Below are 16,734 nucleotides of genomic sequence, written 5' to 3'. Positions count from 1 at the left end.
GCTCAGGCCGCGCGGATGCCGACCAGGAAGCGGTCGACCTCCGCCGAGAGGCGCTCGGACTGGACCGCCAGGGCCGTAGCCCCCGTGAGCACCTGATCGGCCGCACGTCCCGTCTGCTCCGAGGCCTCGGCCACGCCGGCGATGTTGACGGTCACCTCCGAGGCGCCCTGCGTCGCCTGGGTGATGTTGCGTACGATCTCCTGAGTCGCCGCGCCCTGCTGGTCCACGGCCGCCGCGATCGCGACCGCCATCCCGTTGATCTCGCGGATCCGGTCGATGATCGTGCCGATCGCACCCACCGTCGCGCCGGTGACCCCCTGGATCCGGCCGATCTGTGCGGCGATGCCGTCGGTAGCCTGGGCCGTCTTCTCCGCGAGCGCCTTCACCTCGCCCGCCACGACCGCGAAGCCGCGGCCGGCCTCGCCCGCGCGTGCGGCCTCAATGGTGGCGTTGAGCGCGAGCAGATTGGTCTGCTCGGCGATGGACGAGATCAGCCGCACCACCGCGTCGATTTCCGAGACCGCCATCCGCAATTCGGATACGAGGCCGGCGGCCTGATCGGCCTCGTCGACCGCCTGTTGCGCCAATCCGGAGGAGTCGCTCGCTTGGCGGCCGATCTCCTGGATCGAGCTGCCGAGTTCCTCGGCCGAGGCCGCGACGGTATTGATGTTGGCCGTCGCCTCCTCGGCCGCGCGCGCCACCGTGCCGGACTGGCTCGCAGCCTCCTGGGCGGTCGTGGTCATCTGACGGGCTGTGGTCTGGAGGTCGCCCGCGGACGACGAGACGCGATCGACGATCGTGGCCACCGCCTGCTCGAAGACCTGGGCCAGCTCCATCCTGTTGCGCCTGCGCTCGACGGAGGCGGCCGCCTCCGCCTGCCTCATCCGCTCGGCTTCGGCGGCGGCGTTACGGGCGACCATGGCCTTGATCGCCTCGACCGCGCGCCCGACGATCCCGATCTCGTCGCCGCGCCGCGCCTCCGGGATCGCGGCCGCGACATCGCCCTCCGCCATACGCTGCAAGCCGACGACGAGGCGGTGAAGGGGCCGCGTGACACCGAGCACGACGATCGCCATTGAGAGGCCGAGCGCGGTGAGCAAGGCCGCCAGGGCGGCGCCGATCAGGATCGTGCGGGCCTGCGCGGCCTCGTACTGCGAGGCGATCTTCGCCTCGTTGAGACGGGCCGCCGCCTGCACCTCGTAGGCCTGCGACGCCGTGTTGAACTGCGTCCGGATCTCCCGGCTCTCTACGAGGCCCACCTGAATCGCGGTGTCCCGTTCGTCCCGAAGGGCGAGGGCGTTGGAGCGATCGAGCAGATCGAAATAGACACGCGCGATACGGCCGATGTTGCGCTGGATGTCCTGGATCTCCTTCCGGCGCGCCCCCGCAGCCAGCGTCTCGACATTGTCGGCCACGGCTTTGACGGCCCGATCGTAGCGATCGCGGAAGGATGGGATCTCGCTTTCCGGCCGGCCGATGATGATGTTGCGGTTCATCAGGCCCGCTTCGAGGAACTGCTCCCGAACCTGCGCAAACATCTCCAGCCGCGAGAAGTAGTAGTCTACGAGATACTTATTGCGATTTTCCAACTTTTCAAGCGCTTGCACTGAGTATAGTACGACAAACACACTCGACAAAATCATAATCAAGAAGGGAACAGATATCTTAATGATGAGTTTCGTATCTTGTAGCAGCCGCATCTATCCGACTCCTGCTTGCTAGACGGACTCGCGTAGCAGAATTTTCCCTGATTTGTGCCACAAAATGCAGAACAGTTATCAAGTCTCACAATATCAAATAAGCATTATTATAAGAAAATATAGATATGTACCCGTCTACGTACCAAAAATATCAGCCACTTATCTGAGAATTTTCGGACGACGACGGGCACGTCCTGGAATTTCATTTCTGCCTGACATTGGATCTTCGGGCCGACCTTCAGACCCGGACGGTCGCCCTAGGCGAGATCTCGTCGGGAAGAGGCCCAGGCGCACCGGAAACGGCAGCCTCGAATCGCATCGTCGCGCAGGATACGCCTTGGCTGCCGCGCCGCGGGCCGGGGCGATGGAACATCCCGCGCGGGGGCGGAGCGGCAGGGCAGGGAGGCGGTGGAGAATGCGTCGGCGGTGGCGATCCCGTGCGCCCGCGCTCAGCCCAGCACGATCGGGTAGCAGCGTGCGCCCACCGAGGCGGCGAGCACCTGCACGGCCCCCACCGTCGAGACGTCGCCCGCCACGTGGACCACGTCGGTGGCGCGCAGGCTCGGCAGATGGGCGGTGAGCGGGCCGGAGCGCACGTCCGGCGGGCGCGGACCGCCGCGGTCGGCGCAGAGCACGATCCGGGCGACGCCGGTGCGGCGCAGCCAGTCGAGACTCTCGCGCATGTACAGGTCCAGCGCGTCCCGGGCCCCGACCGCGAGCGCCATCTCGCGGGCGGGCTCGACGTAGCGGGCCGCCCGGGCGATCGCCCAGATCGCCGCGAAGCCGGCGCCGGCCGCCACCAGGACGAGGCGCCCGCCCCCGGGGCGGTACTGCCCCCGTCCCACGGGGCCCTTGAGGCGCACGGGCTGGTCGAGCCGGAGCGTATCGATGGGGCCGCCCTCGGGATCGCGGGCGATGTGGAACACCGCCTCGTTGATCTCGGCCGCGCCATCGACCCGCAGAGTCGGGGACAGGGTCATCGCGGGCAGCCCCGCGAAGGTCACCAGCGCCTGATGGCCGGGCTCCAGGGTCGGGCGCTTGGTCAGGGTGGCCACGACCTCGACGATGCCGGGGCTGAGCCGGCGGATCTCGGTGACGGTGCCCTTGCGGATCGCGACCGGGATCGGTGGCGCCTCCTCCTGCCCCTGGATCGGGGCGGCCGGCAGGCCCGGCCGGAGAGCCTCGGAACGAGACCGAAGAGCCGGCGGGCGGCGGACGGGGCGCGCCGATCCGTGATGCGTCGCGCTCTGGCCGGCCTGCGCCTGGACCGGCGCGATCATGCCCTCGGCGAGGGCCGCCTCCAGGGGCGTGTCGCCGGTCGAGACGCGCACCGACCGGCCGTTGACGACGAGCGAGCAGCGCGCGCCCATGGCCTTACCCCGCGTGGTCTGGAGAGGGCTCATCGAAGGTGGATTCAGGGGCGAGGGCGGGTTCAAGGGGCACGGATCAGGAGCGAATCGACCAGCGCCGCCCAGCGCTCGCGGGTCGCGCGGACATCGTCGCTCGGGGCGGATTCCGTGAGGACCTGGCGCTGCGCCCGCAGGGATTCGACCTCCTGCCGCTGGGCCCGAAGCACCGCCTTCATCACCTGAAGCTCGGTCTCGAGACGGGTGATGGCGTCGCCGGACTCGTCGAAGAGATCCGCGTCGGGCCCGCCGGCGTGTTCCTCGACCGGCGCGTCGGCGTGGTGCCGGTCGCGGCCGGGCAGTGGCAGCCGGATCCGGGCCTGCTGGTCCAGCCGGACCGGCCGGGCCATCAGGCGACGCAAGAGATCGGAGCTGCCCGCCTGCTGATAACGCCGTGCCGCCTCGGCCATCCGCCTATCCCCATGCCGGACGCCGGCGCGCCCATCCATCAACAGGAGCTTGCGCGAGCATGGTTAAGGGGGGCTTAAACCCATCGGCGACTCACGCCGCCGCCGCCTTCATCACCCCGGCGACGAGCGCATAGGTCGCGACCCACGCCGCCCGCACCTCCGGGGTGAAATCCGGGCCCAGCCCCTGTTCCAGGGTCCAGAGCAGGGCCTCGCCCACCGGCGCGTAATGGGCGGCCTGCGTGCCGTAGGCGATGTGCTTGCGCCCGAGATCCTGCAGCGCCGGCACCACCGTGTCCGGGTGGTTCAGGTTGGCCACCGCGAGCCCCAGCATCGCCATCAGCTTCGACTTCTGCTCGGCCATGTCGGCGGGGAAGAGGTCGCGCACCTGCGGGGCGATCTCGAACAGGCGGCCGTAGAACAGGTCGGCCGCCGTCCCGGCGATCGGCCGCACCTTGGCGAAACTGTCCTGCACCAGCCTGATCTGTTCGGGCGTCATCGCATCACCGGCCAAAGGATTCGGTCCTTGGCAGTTTACGGCTGTTCCAACCCGCCGAAACCAATCCAGGCTAAGATCAGGCCGCTTCCGGCGCCGCCCCGACGATCTGGCGGGCCTGCAGCAGGGTCATGGGCTCGCCGAAGGCGGGGCCCAGCGCGTATTCGCAGCCGAGCCCGGCGAGCGCCTGGGCGTCGGCCTCGGACTCGCAGCCCTCCGCCACGATGGCGAGGTTCAATTCACTCGCCATGCGGACGATCGAGCGCAGGATCGCGGTCTGGCCGGTGCCGATCTGGCGCACGAAGGTCGCGTCGACCTTGATCGTGTCGAACGGGAACCGCTGGAGGTAGGAGAGCGCCGAGTAGCCGGTGCCGAAATCCGACAGGCACAGGCCCGCGCCGAGGTCGTGGATGCGGGCCAGCATCTGGGCGGCGTATTCCGGGTTCTCCATCACGAGGCTCTCGCTGAATTCCAGCTTGAGCGAGCCGGGGAGCGCCCCGGAGCGGGCCATCACGGTCTTCACGTCGTGCAGGAGGTCGTGGCGCAGGAGCTGACGCGAAGACAGGTTGCAGGCCGCGAAGATCGGCGGCTCGACCTCCAGGGAGCGCTGCCAGGCCGCGAGTTCGAGCGCGGTGCGCTCCAGGGCAAAGATGCCGAGATTGACGATGAAGCCGCTCTCCTCGGCGAGCGGCAGGAAGGTCGAGGGGGGAATGCGCCCGAGCTTCGGGTGGTCCCAGCGCAGGACCGTCTCGAACCCCGCCACGGTGCGGTCCTCGAGCCGCACCACCGGCAGGAACAGCACCTTCATCTCGTTGCGCTCGATCGCCTTGCGCAGGTCACTCTCCAGCATCAGCCGGTCGGTGCGATCGGTGCGCATATGGGCGCGGAACACCTCGATCCGGTCGCCGCCGTTGCGCTTGGCCTGGATCATGGCGACCTCGGCGCTCTTGAACACCTCGTCGCGCTTGAGGTTGGCGCCGGACTCGTAGAGCGCCAACCCGATGGAGACCGTCAAAAAAATCTCGCGGTCGGCGTAGGTGATCGGCGTGGCGATCGCCCGGCGGATCATCTCGGCGAAGGCCAGGATCCGGTCGGGCTCGCGCTCGGACAGCAGGATCACAGCGAACTCGTCGCCCGCCACCCGCGCCAGGGTATCCTGCGGGCGCAGCAGGCGGCCGAGGCGGCGCGACAGGGTCAGCAGGATCGAATCGCCCGCCGAGAGGCCGATCGCGTCGTTGATGCCCTTGAACCGGTCGACGTCGAGCACGATCACGGTGGGCTTGAGGCGCGGGTCCTGGCTGGCGAAGGCCAAAGCCGCGTCGAGGCGGTCGCCGAACAATTCGCGGTTCGGCAGGCCGGTCAGGCTGTCATGCACAGCGTCGTGGAGCAGGCGCTCCTCGGCGGTCTTGATCTCGGTCACATCCGCGATGGTGCCGACCACGCGGATCACCTCGCCATCGGCGCCGATCACCGGGCGCGCCTTCAGCCGGTACCAGAAGAACGTGCCGGCCTCCGAGCGCAGGCGGAAATCGTGGACGATGCGGCCGCGCCGCTCCTCGATCACCGTGTCGAGGGCCGCCGAGTAGCGCTCCACGTCGAACGGGTGGAGGGCGCCGAGCCAGTTGGTCGCCGGCCCCTCCAGGGTGCCCCGGGCGAGGCCGAGCTGGCCCTCGATCTCCGGGCCGACGAAGACCCGGTCGGCGGGCACGTCCCAGTCGAACACCACGTCGCCCGCGCCGGTCAGCGCCAGAGCCCGGCGCTCGGTGTCGGAGACCAGGGCGTGGCTGAGACCGCCGCCCGCGAAGGCGTGCTGGAGCACCGTGAAGCCGATCAGCATCACGATCAGCACGAGGCCGCCGATCAGGGCCGGCTGCACGAGGTCGCTGCCGATCTGGCCGGTGACCGCGAACCCCGCCGCCGCCACCCAGACGACGAGCATCAGCCAGGTCGGCACCAGCAGGATCGCCCGGTCGTAGCCGTTATGGACCGCGAGGTAGAGGATCAGCAGCAGGCCGATGCCGGCCACCGCCGCTATGGAGATGCGCGCCACCCCCGCCGCCACCGGCGGGTCGAACACCGCGAGCCCGACGAGGCCGGCCAGGAAGGCGAGCCAGAAGAACGCCACGTGGCTGTAGCGCACGTGCCAGCGGGCGAGGTTGAGATAGGCGAACAGGAAGACCAGCAGCGTCGCCCCGAGCACCGCCTCGGCGGAGGCCCGGTAGACCCGCTCGGCCAGTTCGGTGACCGGGAAGACCCGCTGCAGGAAGCCGAAATCGATGCAGGCATAGGCCAGCACCGACCACGCGAGCGCGGCCGCGGCCGGGAAGATGATCGCGCCCTTGACCACGAACACGATGGTCAGGAACAGGGCCAGCAACCCGCTGATCCCGATGATGATGCCCTTGTAGAGGGTCAGGCCGGCGGCCTTCCGGCGGTAGGCATCCTGGTCCCAGAGGTGGAGCTGGGGAATGTTGGCGCCGCGCAATTCGGCGACGTAGGTGACGGTGGTGCCGGGATCGAGCGTGATCGTGAACTGGTCGGCTTCCGGGTTCTCGTCCCGCTCGGGCCGGATGCCCTGGCTCGCCGTGATGGCGGCGATGCGCGAACCGCCGAGATCGGGCCAGATCACCCCGGAATCGACCAGCCGGAAATGCGGGGCGATCAGGATCCGGTCGATCTGCTCGTCGGTGTCGTTGGTGAGCGCGAACACGATCCAGTCGGGCCGGGCGCCGGCATCGCGCGCCTTCACGACGATGCGGCGGACGATCCCGTCCTTGCCGGGCGCCGTGGAGATCTGGATCAGGTCGCCGTCCGAGCGGTAGCGCTCGATCGCCGAGGTCAGGTCGATCACCGGCGCGTCGAGGGTGACGCGCACCGCTTCCACGGCCCAGGCCGGGCCACTCAGGGCGAGGGCACCGACGAGACCGCCGACCAGGGTCAGGAGGAGGGCGAGGATGCGCAAGGGTGTCTTGATGTCCGGCCGTGCGAGAAGCGGCGTCAGCCGCCCCGGCGGCCTCAATCGAGCGGATCGCGCCCTTTTGCGGCCAAATCAAGTTGCGGCGGCCGTTTCGAGGCACGATCCAGAGCCACTTCGACCGACGAATCCCGGGTTTCCAAAGGGCTTCAGCCCTTTGGCGGGTGCTCAGGGTTGAACCCTGAGATCTTGACCAGGGCTCCGCCCTGGACCCGCGAAAGGTCTCGACCTTTCGAAACCATGACCGGCTCTCAGGCGGCCCGGAGCGCGCCCGCGATCGTGTCGAGAGACGGCAGCTTACGGATCGGGCCGATCGCCGCCAGCGTCGGCGTACCCTGCAGCATCGCGGCGGCGGCGGCGCGGACGGCCTCGACCGAGACGGCGTCGACCTTGGCGATCACCTCCCCGGCGGGGATCACGCGGCCCCAGGCCAGGATCTGGCGGGCGTTGCGCTCGATGCGCCCGCCCGGCGTCTCCAGCGCGGAGAGCAGCGACACCTTGAGCTGCGCCTTGGCGCGGGCGATCTCGACGGTGTCGAGGTCCCGGGCGGCCCGGGCGGTGGCGGCGAGGGTCACGTCGATCAGTTCGGGCAGGTCCGCCCCGGCGGTGCCGGCGCCGATGCCGAACAGGCCGCAATCCGAGAACGGCCAGTGGAAGGCCTGGATCTCGTAGGCGAGGCCCCGGGTTTCGCGCACCTCCTGCCAGAGCCGCGAGGTCAGGCCGCCGCCGAGCACCTGGGCGAACATGTGCAGCGCGTAATAGCCCTCGTCCCGGAAGGAGAGGCCCGGCAGGCCGATCACCACGTTGGCCTGTTCGAGCTTGCGCGGCATCCGCCGCTCGCCGCCGCGATAGACCCCCGGCACCGCCTGAGGCGCGGCCTTGGCGGGGAGGGCGCCGAAATGGCGTTCGGCCGCCGCCACGATCGCCGCGTGGGTCACGGCCCCGGCGCCGGCCACCACGATGCGGTCCGGCGTGTATTCCCGGTCGAGATAAGCGCGGATCCCGGCCTCGTCGAAGCTCCGGATCGTCTCGGGGCGCCCGAGGATCGGCCGGCCGACCGGCTGGTCGGGGAAGGCGGCCTCCGTGAAGGCGTCGTACACCACGTCGTCGGGGGTGTCCTCGACGGCGGCGTATTCCTGCAGGATCACGCCCTTCTCACGGGCGAGCTCGCCCGCATCGAACACCGAACCGGTGAGGATGTCGCCGATCACGTCGAGGGCGAGGTCCGTATCCTCGCCGAGCACCCGCGCGGTGTAGCTGGTGCCCTCGGTGGAGGTGGCGGCGTTGATCTCGCCGCCGACATTCTCGATCGCCTCGGCGATCGCCTGGGCCGAGCGGGTGCGGGTGCCCTTGAACGCCATGTGCTCGATGAGGTGGGACAGCCCGGCCTCGTCGGCCCGCTCGTTGCGCGAGCCGGCCCCGACCCAGACGCCGAGGCTGGCGGTGGCCACCCCCGGCATCGGCTCGGTGACCACGGTGACGCCGTTGTCGAGCCGCGTGGTGCGCAGCGACGGCGAGGCAGCGTGGGTGGAGAAATGCTGGTTCATCGACGGCTCGTCGCGAAGGGGGCCGGATCCGGCGCGGGTCCCCTCTCCCGTGCGGGAGAGGGACAGGGTGAGGGGTGCGACCTCTCCGGACAGTTCTCGACCCTCACCCCAACCCTCTCCCGCTCGGGAGAGGGGGCTCGTTGCGCGACTCGCGCCAAGCTCACGCACCCCTCGTGATGCGGGCGCGCTCGCGGATCAGCGCCTCGACAGCGGCCTGATCGTTCCCGACCCGGGTCATGCGCTCGGGCCGATCCATCAGGTCGGCGAGGTGCGGCGGCAGGGGCGGGCGCAGGCCGCCGGTGGCCTTGGCGACCGCGTCCGGGAATTTGGCCGGGTGCGCGGTGCCCAGCGCCACGACCGGGGTCGCGGGGTCCTGCTCCAACAGGCGACGCCCGGCCCGCACGCCGATGGCGCTGTGGGGATCGAGCACCACGCCGGTGGCGGCCTGGGTCAGGGCGATTTCTTCCATCACGTCGGGCTCCGGCACCGCGACGGCGTCGAACTCGGACCGCACCGTGGCGAGAACCTCGGGGCTCAGCGAGAACCCGCCGGACTGCTTCAGCCCGGCCATCAGCCGCGACAGCGCCGACGCATCGCGAGCCAACGCCTCGAACAGCAGACGCTCGAAATTCGAAGAAATCTGGATGTCCATGGAGGGCGAGGTGGTGGGCACCACGCCGCGCAGCTCGTAGGCGCCGTGCTCCAGGGTGCGCACCAGGATGTCGTTGGCGTTGGTGCCGATCATCAGCCGCCCGATCGGCAGGCCCATCTGCTTGGCGACCCAGCCGGCGAGCACGTCGCCGAAATTGCCGGTCGGCACCGCGAAGGAGACCGGCCGGTGGGGCGAGCCCAGCGCCACCGCGCTGGTGAAGTAGTAGACGGCCTGCGCCGCCACCCGGGCCCAGTTGATCGAGTTGACCCCCGACAGCCGGACCGCGTCGGCGAAATCCGCATGCTGGAACAGGGCTTTGACGAGGTTCTGGCAATCGTCGAACGTGCCGTCGACCGCGAGCGCGTGGACGTTCTGCGCCGGCACAGACGTCATCTGCCGCCGCTGCACCTCCGAGACCCGCCCGTGGGGATAGAGGATGAACACGTCGACCCTGTCGAGCCCGCCGAAGGCCTCGACGGCGGCCGAGCCGGTATCGCCCGAGGTCGCGCCCACGATGGTGGCGCGGGTGCCGCGCTGGGTCAGCACGTGGTCCATCAGCCGCCCGAGCAGCTGCATCGCCACGTCCTTGAAGGCGAGCGTCGGCCCGTGGAAGAGTTCCAGCAGGAACAGGTTGTCGTCGAGCTGGGTCAGCGGGCAGACCGCCGGATGGCGGAAGGTCGCGTAGGACGCGTCGATCATCCGGTCGAGATCCGGGCCGGCGATGTCGCCGTCGATCAGCGGGTGCAAGACGCGCTTGGCGGCCTCCGCGTACGGGCGGCCCGCCAGGGCGGCGATCTCCGAACGGCCGATCTGCGGCCAGGTCTGCGGCACGTAGAGCCCGCCGTCGCGGGCAAGGCCCGCCAGCAGGGCGTCCGAGAACGAGAGCGGCGCGGCCTCGCCGCGGGTCGAGACGTGGAGCACGGGGTCCTCCGAGGGAAGGCGCTCCCTCTACACGATGCCAACGGGCCTGTCGAAAGCCGAGAGCGCCCTCCGCCGAAGTGGACCCCGGTTCGGCGTAAGAGAGCGCGCCAGAACAAGGGCTTCGAGCCGTGCTCAATTGCAACGCGATCGGGCACGGCTCTAAAGCCGCGCGGCCGGTCTGCCCGCAGAGCGGGGCGGCCAGTTTAACCGAAGCTGAACGGGCCGGTTCAGGGCCGGTTCGGCCGCGGCCGCCCATGACTCGGCCCACCCCGCGGCGATCGAGCCGGCGGGACGGATCCCTCCTCGAAGAGAGCCGACATGACCCGAATCATCGCCCTCGCGGGCGTCGCGGCCCTGCTGTCCGGCAGCGTCGCCTTCGCGCAGACGCCGCCTCCGCCCCCCGGAGGCCCGCGGCCCGGCCCCGAAGCCGGCGCACCGCCTCCGCCACCGCCCCCGGGCGGACCGCGCCGCGGCCCAGGGGCCGACGGGCCGCCCCCGCCGCCGCCCGGAGGCCCGCAGCGCGACGGCGGCGGACCGCCTCCTCCGCCGCCGCCGCCGAAGGGCGCGCATTTCATCATCGAGCGTGGCGATGCCCGCCTCGACGTGAAGTGCGCCGACGACGACACGACCAAGGCCTGCGCCGACACCACGCTGCAATTGCTCGACAAGCTCACGACGCTGAAGCCGGACGCCCGGTAAGCGCTCGCCCGCCGCGGCGGCGGCGGCGGGCCCTTCAGGCGTTCGTGCCCGGCGCCTTGGTCAGGCGGCAGCCGGTGATGCGCCACTGCCCATCCGCGTCCCGGACCAGGCTGTACTCGGCGGTCCAGTCGACGCCGTACTCGTCCTGGATCGCCACCGACTGGACCACGCCCGCCGTATCCGTGTCCCGCGCCTCGCCGAACACGAAGCTGCGGTGCCGGTAGACCGGGCGATACTGGGTGCGGACCATGCCGATGAACAGGTCGGCGTTCGGGAAGAGCTCGCGGATCGCCGGGGCCGCCTGAGCGTAGGCCACCGGCGCGTCGTCGCGCCCGAAGGCCTCGACCTGCCGGGTGATCGTGGCCTGAGCGGCCGCGCGGGCGGCGTCATCGGCCGCTGCCGGTCCCGCAAGGCCGAGGACGAGGAGAAGGGCGGGCAACACGCGCATCGATGTCACTCCAGCTGAGCGGATCCGTTACTCGTTTTCACCAACTGAAAATGGTCCTCGGATCGTCAGCGACAATTGGGACTCGGCCCCCAAGTATATGTGCTGCCAAATTTGCCGCGCGAGACCTGTTTTTGAGCCTGCGCTGGGCGCCGTCCCTGGACCGCTCTGAGCCGAGACGAGCTTCGGTTCGACGTCCGAGCCGCATCCGAATGGGTATCGCTCCAAGTGCGAATGGGCTGGGCATAAATCGCGCCCAGATTGTGCAACACGCTGGAAAGATGAGCATTTTTCCGCCGAACAGGCGCCACGGGTTTGACCCTCCAACCCGGTTTTGCAAACCTCCGGCCGACTCGGGGCCCTGAGGCCGGGAAGTCGCGTCGCGTGGAGCGCAGATCGATGAGTCAGAGCGAGGCCGGTACGGGACTTTCGGCCCCGGCGCATCCCGCCGGCGTGGTTCAGGGCGGATCGCAGGCCATGAGCGTCGGGGTGTTCATCCCGATCGGCAACAATGGCTGGTTGATCTCGGAGAATGCCCCGCAGTACCGCCCGAGCTTCGCGCTCAACAAGGCGATCACCCTGAAGGCCGAGGGTTACGGGCTCGACTTCGCCCTCTCGATGATCAAGCTGCGCGGTTTCGGCGGCAAGACCGAGTTCTGGGACCACAACCTCGAATCGTTCACCCTGATGGCCGGGCTCGCCGCCGTGACCACCCGGATCAAGCTGTTCGCCACCGCGGCGACCCTGTGCCTGCCGCCGGCCATCGTCGCCCGCATGGCCGCGACCATCGACTCGATCTCGGATGGTCGCTTCGGCGTGAACCTCGTCACCGGCTGGCAGAAGCCGGAATACGACCAGATGGGCCTGTGGCCCGGCGATGCGCATTTCGCCAGTCGGTACGACTATCTGGCGGAGTACGCTCAGATCCTCCGCGCGCTGTGGGAGACCGGCGCCAGCGATCTCAAGGGCACGTATTTCCAGATGAACGATTGCCGGCTGAGCCCCCGGCCGCAGGCGCCGATGAAGATCATCTGCGCCGGCCAGAGCGGGGCGGGGCTTGCCTTCACGGCCCGCTATGCCGACTACAATTTCTGTTTAGGGAAAGGGCTCAACACGCCGACCGCCTTCGCCCCCGTGGTGGAGAAGCTGGCGGGGGCGCGCGCCGAGACCGGGCGTCACGTCACCTGCTACGCCCTGTTCATGATCATCGCCGACGAGACCGACGCCGCCGCGATGGCCACCTGGGCCCACTACAAGGCGGGAGCCGATGCCGAGGCGATCGCGTGGCTCGGCCTCCAGGGCGCGGCCGACACCAAGTCCGGCGGCGACACCAATGTGCGCCAGCTCGCGGACCCCGCCTCGGCGGTGAACCTCAACATGGGTACCCTGGTCGGCAGCTACGCCACCGTGGCGGCGATGCTCGACGCAATCATGACCATCGACGGGGTGGAGGGCGTGCTGCTGGTGTTCGACGATTTCCTCAAGGGTCTCGATGCCTTCGGCACCCGGATCCAGCCGCTGATGCGCACGCGCCGGCACGTGGCGACGGCGCCGCTTCCTGAGGTCGCCTGATGGACGCCCCCGCCGGATATCGCGATCCCCGAGGCCGCCACGGCAGCGTCGTCCTGCCGGCCCGGCCCGAGCCGATCGCCTTCGACCCCGCCGCCACGGTGCTGATCGTGGTGGACGTGCAGAACGCCTATGCGAGCGCGGGCGGTTACCTCGACCTCGCGGGCTTCGACGTGTCGGGCACCGGCCCGGTGATCGCGCAGATCGTCCGGGCGGTGGCGGCGGCCCGGGCGGCGGGCATCCGGATCCTGTGGTTCCAGAACGGCTGGGATCCGGACTATGTCGAGGCGGGCGGTCCGGGCTCGCCGAACTGGCACAAATCCAACGCCCTCAAGACCATGCGCCGGAAGCAGGAGATGAACGCGCAGCTCCTCGCCAAGGGCTCCTGGGACTACGCGCTGGTGGACGCCCTGAAGCCCGAGCCCGGCGACCTGACGATCGGCAAGCCGCGCTACAGCGGCTTCTACAACACCCCCCTCGACAGCATGCTCCGCGCCCGGGGAATCAACACGTTGGTCTTCACCGGCATCGCCACCAACGTCTGCGTGGAATCGACCCTGCGGGACGGGTTCCACCGGGAGTATTTCGGGATCGTACTGGCCGATGCGACGCATCAGGCCGGGCCCGAAAGCCTGCACCACGGGGCGCTCGCCAATATCGAGACCTTCTTCGGCTGGGTCTCGGACGTCGCCGCCTTCGCGGCGGCCCTCGGGACGGCCTCACACGCCGCGGTTGATGCGGTCGGCCTCGATATGGCCGAATAAGTGCATCCCGCACCCGGCCGGTCACCGGCAGGGTGCACGAGCGCCGCCCGACGCGGCGCCGCCCGCGCGGCCTGCCCGGCCGACAGGTCGAATGGGAGCGCGCACGGGCATGCCGAAGCAGGTCGTCATTCCGCCGGGGACCGGCAAGCCGCTCGCCCCCTACGTGCCGGGGACGCTGGCCGACGGCGTGCTGTACGTCTCGGGCACGCTCCCTTTGGATGCGGAGGCCAACGTCGTCCATGTCGGCGACGCCGCCGCCCAGACCCGCCACGTGCTGGAGACCATCAAGGGCGTGGTCCAAGCCGCGGGCGGCACGATGGACGACGTCACCTTCAACCACGTCTTCCTGAAGGACTGGGCGGACTACGCGGCGATCAACGCCGTCTACGCGGCGTATTTCCCGGGCGAGAAGCCGGCGCGCTATTGCATCCAGTGCGGCCTCGTGAAGCCGGAGGCGCTGGTGGAGATCGCCTCCGTGGCGCATGTCGGCCGATGAGCAGCCGGTGAGCGTCGGCGCGGCCCCGCTCCACCACGCGGTGGCGGGCCCTGAGGACGGGCGGCCGGTGCTGCTCTCGCCGGGGCTCGGCGGCGGGGCCGGATACTTCGCGCCGCAGATGGCGGCGCTCACGGCGCAGTTCCGGGTGGTGACCTACGACCATCGCGGGACCGGACGGTCGCCCGACCGGCTCGGGCCGGACCACGATATCCCCGCCATGGCCCGGGACGCGCTCGCGGTGCTGGACGCCGCCGGGATCGACCGGGCCGACGTGGTCGGCCACGCGCTGGGCGGCCTGATCGCCCTGCAGACGGCGCTCGCCGCGCCCGGGCGCGTCGGGCGGATCGTGGTCATCAACGGCTGGGACGCCCTGGACCCGGCCACACGCCGGTGCTTCGCGGCCCGCCGGGCGATCCTGGCCGGGGGCGGGCCGGAGGCCTTCGTGCGGGCGCAGGCGATCTTCCTGTACCCGGCGCCCTGGTTGTCGGCCGAGGCCGCGCGAGTCGCGGCCGACGAGGTTCACGCCCTCGCGCATTTCCCCGGGGCCGAGACCGTGCTGACGCGCATCGGCGCCCTGGAGCGCTTCGCCATCGCCGACCGGCTCGGGCGCATCCCGCACGAGACCCTGGTGATGGCCGCCCGGGACGACGTGCTGGTGCCCTATACGCGCTCCGAGCGCCTCGCGGCGGCGCTGCCCAACGCCCGGCTCGCCCTCGCCCCCGAGGGCGGCCACGCCCACAGCGTGACCTGTCCGGAGGCGTTCAACCGGGTCCTGCTGGACTTCCTCGATCGCCCCGCATGAGGAGCTCCGGCAGCGCCGCGGCCAGGAGGGCGGCGGCGCGCAGAACCTCGGCGGCCTCGGCGGGCGAGCGGTGGACGAGGGCCAGGGCAAGCCGGAGCGGCACCTGCGCGCCAAAACTCGCCGCCGTCACCGCCAGGGCCGTGACGACGCCGTGGTGCTTGCCGGCGTAGAGGATCTGGCTGCGCAGGAAGTAGAACAGCCGCCGCGCCCGCACCTGCCGGGTCGTGCCCTGGCCGAGATGGTGCGCGACCGCCCCGGCGACGTGCCGCACGGAATAACCCGCCGCCCGGGCGCGGGCGCAGAGATCGGCATCCTCCCAGTAGACGAAGAAGCGCGGATCGAACCCGCCGAGCGCCGTGAACAGGTCGCGGCGGATCATCAGGAAGGCGCCCATCACCTGATCGACGGCGCGGTCCTCCGCATGGTCCCATTCGCGAAGGAAGTGCGGGCGCACGAGGCCCAGCCGGTCCAGCGCCAGGGCACGTCCGAGGAGGCCGAGCGCCGAGGGCGTCCGGGCGCAGGAGCGCGCAGTCCGTCCGTCGGGATCGACCAGCCGGGCGCCGACGATCCCGGTCCGCGGATCGGCCAGCAGGGCGGCCCGGGCCACGCCCAGGGCGTCGGGTTCGACCTGCGTGTCGGGATTGAGGAACAGGATCGCGGGGGCATCGCCCGCGGCAGCGCCCTGATCGCAGGCGCGGCCGAAGCCGAGATTGTGCGCATTGCGGATCAGCCGGAGCGGGTGGGGCAGGGGGGGCAGATCCTCGGCGGAGCCGTCGGTCGAAGCATTGTCGACCACGATCACCTGCACGGACGCGGCGTCCCGCGCGGCCGCGAGGCTCGCGAGACAGGCGCGGAGAAGCGCGCCGCCGTTCCAGTTGACGATCACCACGTCGAGGACCGGGGGACGGGCAGGGCGCTCGGTCACGGGAGATCCTGGGGCAGATTCTGGGGCAGATCCCGGGGTGCGCCGAGGCGGCCGAGGGCGCCGTCGCGCGCCGCTGCGAGAAGCCGAAGCAGCACGGAGGGCCGCCAGCCTGAATCCGCCCAGTACAGGCCGGCCTGGAGGGGCAGGTAGGCGGCCTGGGCGAGCTTCCAGCGGAGCGGCACGTGCGGCAGCCGCCACGCATACACCGCGTTGCGCAGGTAGGTCGCCATGCGGAACAGGGGCTGGCGCGGCATCGCGATCCCGAAGGCCCGGATCACCCCGCCGCCGACCCGGTGGGGGATCCCGACGTCGCGGGCGCAATAGCAGCCATAGCCGAGGCTCCAGGCCCGGAAGCACCATTCGAGTTCGACGCCGTCGATGAAGAAGTCCGCCCGGAACGGGCCGATCCGGTCGAACGCGGCGAGGTCGATCAGCGAGCCCGAGGTCGCCAGGAACTGCACCGAGGCGAGGACGCCCTGATCCGGAACGCCGGGTCGGCGCGGATAGGCTGGCGCCTTGTGGCCGGCGGCCGGCGCCGGGGCGGGGCCCACCACCGCGGCCCGGATCGCGGCACGCCGCAGCTCTCCGAGGGCGGCGAGCAACCCAGCGGCGAGATCTCCGGGCGGCTCGGCATCCTGATCGAGGAGCAGGAGGGTCTCCGCCCCCGCGTCCCGGGCGGACGCGGCGATCCGGTTGAGCGCCGCCGCGATGCCGACATTGTGCCCCTCCGACAGCAGGATCACGCCGGCGCGGACGAGGCGTCCCGCGTCACCGGCGGCGAGACCGCCATTGTCGAAGGCGATCACCGTGGCGCCCCCGGCCGCGGCCTGGGCGAGGACGCGCTCCACCTGGTCCGGGCCCGGCCGGAACAGGGTGATGCCGAGGGCGGGAAGGCCCGAACGCGGATCAGGCACCGGACGGGCCCCGACGC

The 16,734-nt window shown here is 70.6% G+C and carries 15 protein-coding genes; 5 read left to right on the top strand and 10 right to left on the bottom strand.

What is annotated here, in order from left to right; all coding sequences use genetic code 11:
• Nucleotides 1–2: 2 nt before the first annotated feature.
• The 7 genes from MKK63_RS18400 to thrC form a co-directional block, all read right to left on the bottom strand.
• Entirely contained in the window at nucleotides 3–1,700 is a 1,698-nt protein-coding gene (locus MKK63_RS18400) for a methyl-accepting chemotaxis protein (RefSeq protein ID WP_244004307.1), read from the bottom strand.
• 449 nt (nucleotides 1,701–2,149) lie between these two features.
• On the bottom strand, nucleotides 2,150–3,070 hold the full coding sequence (locus tag MKK63_RS18395; protein WP_244004391.1) for a ferredoxin--NAD(+) reductase: 921 nt from the start codon (nucleotides 3,068–3,070) through the stop codon (nucleotides 2,150–2,152).
• Between the two features lie 62 nt (nucleotides 3,071–3,132).
• On the bottom strand, nucleotides 3,133–3,516 hold the full coding sequence (locus MKK63_RS18390; RefSeq protein ID WP_244004305.1) for a hypothetical protein: 384 nt from the start codon (nucleotides 3,514–3,516) through the stop codon (nucleotides 3,133–3,135).
• Nucleotides 3,517–3,607: 91 nt separating this feature from the next.
• On the bottom strand, nucleotides 3,608–4,012 hold the full coding sequence (locus MKK63_RS18385) for a globin family protein (protein WP_244004303.1): 405 nt from the start codon (nucleotides 4,010–4,012) through the stop codon (nucleotides 3,608–3,610).
• 76 nt (nucleotides 4,013–4,088) lie between these two features.
• Nucleotides 4,089–6,965 carry an EAL domain-containing protein gene (locus MKK63_RS18380; RefSeq protein WP_409564530.1) on the bottom strand — a complete coding sequence of 959 codons (2,877 nt, stop codon included), beginning with the start codon at nucleotides 6,963–6,965 and terminating at the stop codon, nucleotides 4,089–4,091.
• 269 nt (nucleotides 6,966–7,234) lie between these two features.
• The gene (locus MKK63_RS18375; RefSeq protein ID WP_244004298.1) at nucleotides 7,235–8,530 is read right to left on the bottom strand and encodes a M16 family metallopeptidase; all 1,296 of its coding nucleotides are present in this window, start codon (nucleotides 8,528–8,530) and stop codon (nucleotides 7,235–7,237) included.
• Between the two features lie 160 nt (nucleotides 8,531–8,690).
• On the bottom strand, nucleotides 8,691–10,103 hold the full coding sequence (thrC, locus tag MKK63_RS18370) for a threonine synthase (RefSeq protein ID WP_244004296.1): 1,413 nt from the start codon (nucleotides 10,101–10,103) through the stop codon (nucleotides 8,691–8,693).
• A 318-nt stretch (nucleotides 10,104–10,421) separates the two neighbouring features.
• On the opposite strand from thrC, the gene MKK63_RS18365 reads away from it, so the two are divergent.
• Complete coding sequence (locus tag MKK63_RS18365) at nucleotides 10,422–10,802, top strand: hypothetical protein (RefSeq protein ID WP_244004294.1); 381 nt, start codon at nucleotides 10,422–10,424, stop codon at nucleotides 10,800–10,802.
• Nucleotides 10,803–10,836: 34 nt separating this feature from the next.
• On the opposite strand, the gene MKK63_RS18360 is transcribed toward MKK63_RS18365, so the two are convergent.
• The gene (locus MKK63_RS18360) at nucleotides 10,837–11,250 is read right to left on the bottom strand and encodes a DUF4864 domain-containing protein (protein WP_243916256.1); all 414 of its coding nucleotides are present in this window, start codon (nucleotides 11,248–11,250) and stop codon (nucleotides 10,837–10,839) included.
• A gap of 474 nt (nucleotides 11,251–11,724) precedes the next feature.
• Here MKK63_RS18360 and rutA point away from each other — a divergent pair, with 474 nt between their 5' ends.
• The 4 genes from rutA (at nucleotide 11,725) to rutD (ending at nucleotide 14,878) form a co-directional block, all read left to right on the top strand.
• Entirely contained in the window at nucleotides 11,725–12,819 is a 1,095-nt protein-coding gene (gene rutA, locus MKK63_RS18355) for a pyrimidine utilization protein A (RefSeq protein WP_244004389.1), read from the top strand.
• On the top strand, nucleotides 12,819–13,580 hold the full coding sequence (rutB, locus tag MKK63_RS18350; protein WP_244004292.1) for a pyrimidine utilization protein B: 762 nt from the start codon (nucleotides 12,819–12,821) through the stop codon (nucleotides 13,578–13,580). The genes rutA and rutB overlap by 1 nt, the downstream gene beginning before the upstream one ends.
• A 109-nt stretch (nucleotides 13,581–13,689) precedes the next feature.
• Nucleotides 13,690–14,076, top strand: a complete 387-nt coding sequence (rutC, locus tag MKK63_RS18345) for a pyrimidine utilization protein C (RefSeq protein WP_244004290.1) — start codon at nucleotides 13,690–13,692, stop codon at nucleotides 14,074–14,076.
• A complete protein-coding gene (rutD, locus tag MKK63_RS18340; RefSeq protein WP_244004288.1) occupies nucleotides 14,063–14,878 on the top strand; it encodes a pyrimidine utilization protein D in 816 nt (271 codons plus the stop codon). Before rutC ends, rutD begins: the two co-directional genes overlap by 14 nt.
• Here rutD and MKK63_RS18335 read toward each other — a convergent pair.
• Nucleotides 14,838–15,803, bottom strand: coding sequence for a glycosyltransferase family 2 protein (locus MKK63_RS18335; RefSeq protein WP_244004286.1), 966 nt, complete (start codon nucleotides 15,801–15,803; stop codon nucleotides 14,838–14,840). The genes rutD and MKK63_RS18335 overlap by 41 nt on opposite strands.
• The gene (locus MKK63_RS18330) at nucleotides 15,800–16,717 is read right to left on the bottom strand and encodes a glycosyltransferase family 2 protein (protein ID WP_244004284.1); all 918 of its coding nucleotides are present in this window, start codon (nucleotides 16,715–16,717) and stop codon (nucleotides 15,800–15,802) included. Before MKK63_RS18330 ends, MKK63_RS18335 begins: the two co-directional genes overlap by 4 nt.
• Between the last annotated feature and the right edge of the window lie 17 nt (nucleotides 16,718–16,734).

The sequence above is a fragment of the Methylobacterium sp. J-088 genome (genome assembly GCF_022829295.1).
Lineage (GTDB): Bacteria > Pseudomonadota > Alphaproteobacteria > Rhizobiales > Beijerinckiaceae > Methylobacterium.
This window is presented reverse-complemented; position numbering and strand designations above follow the sequence as displayed.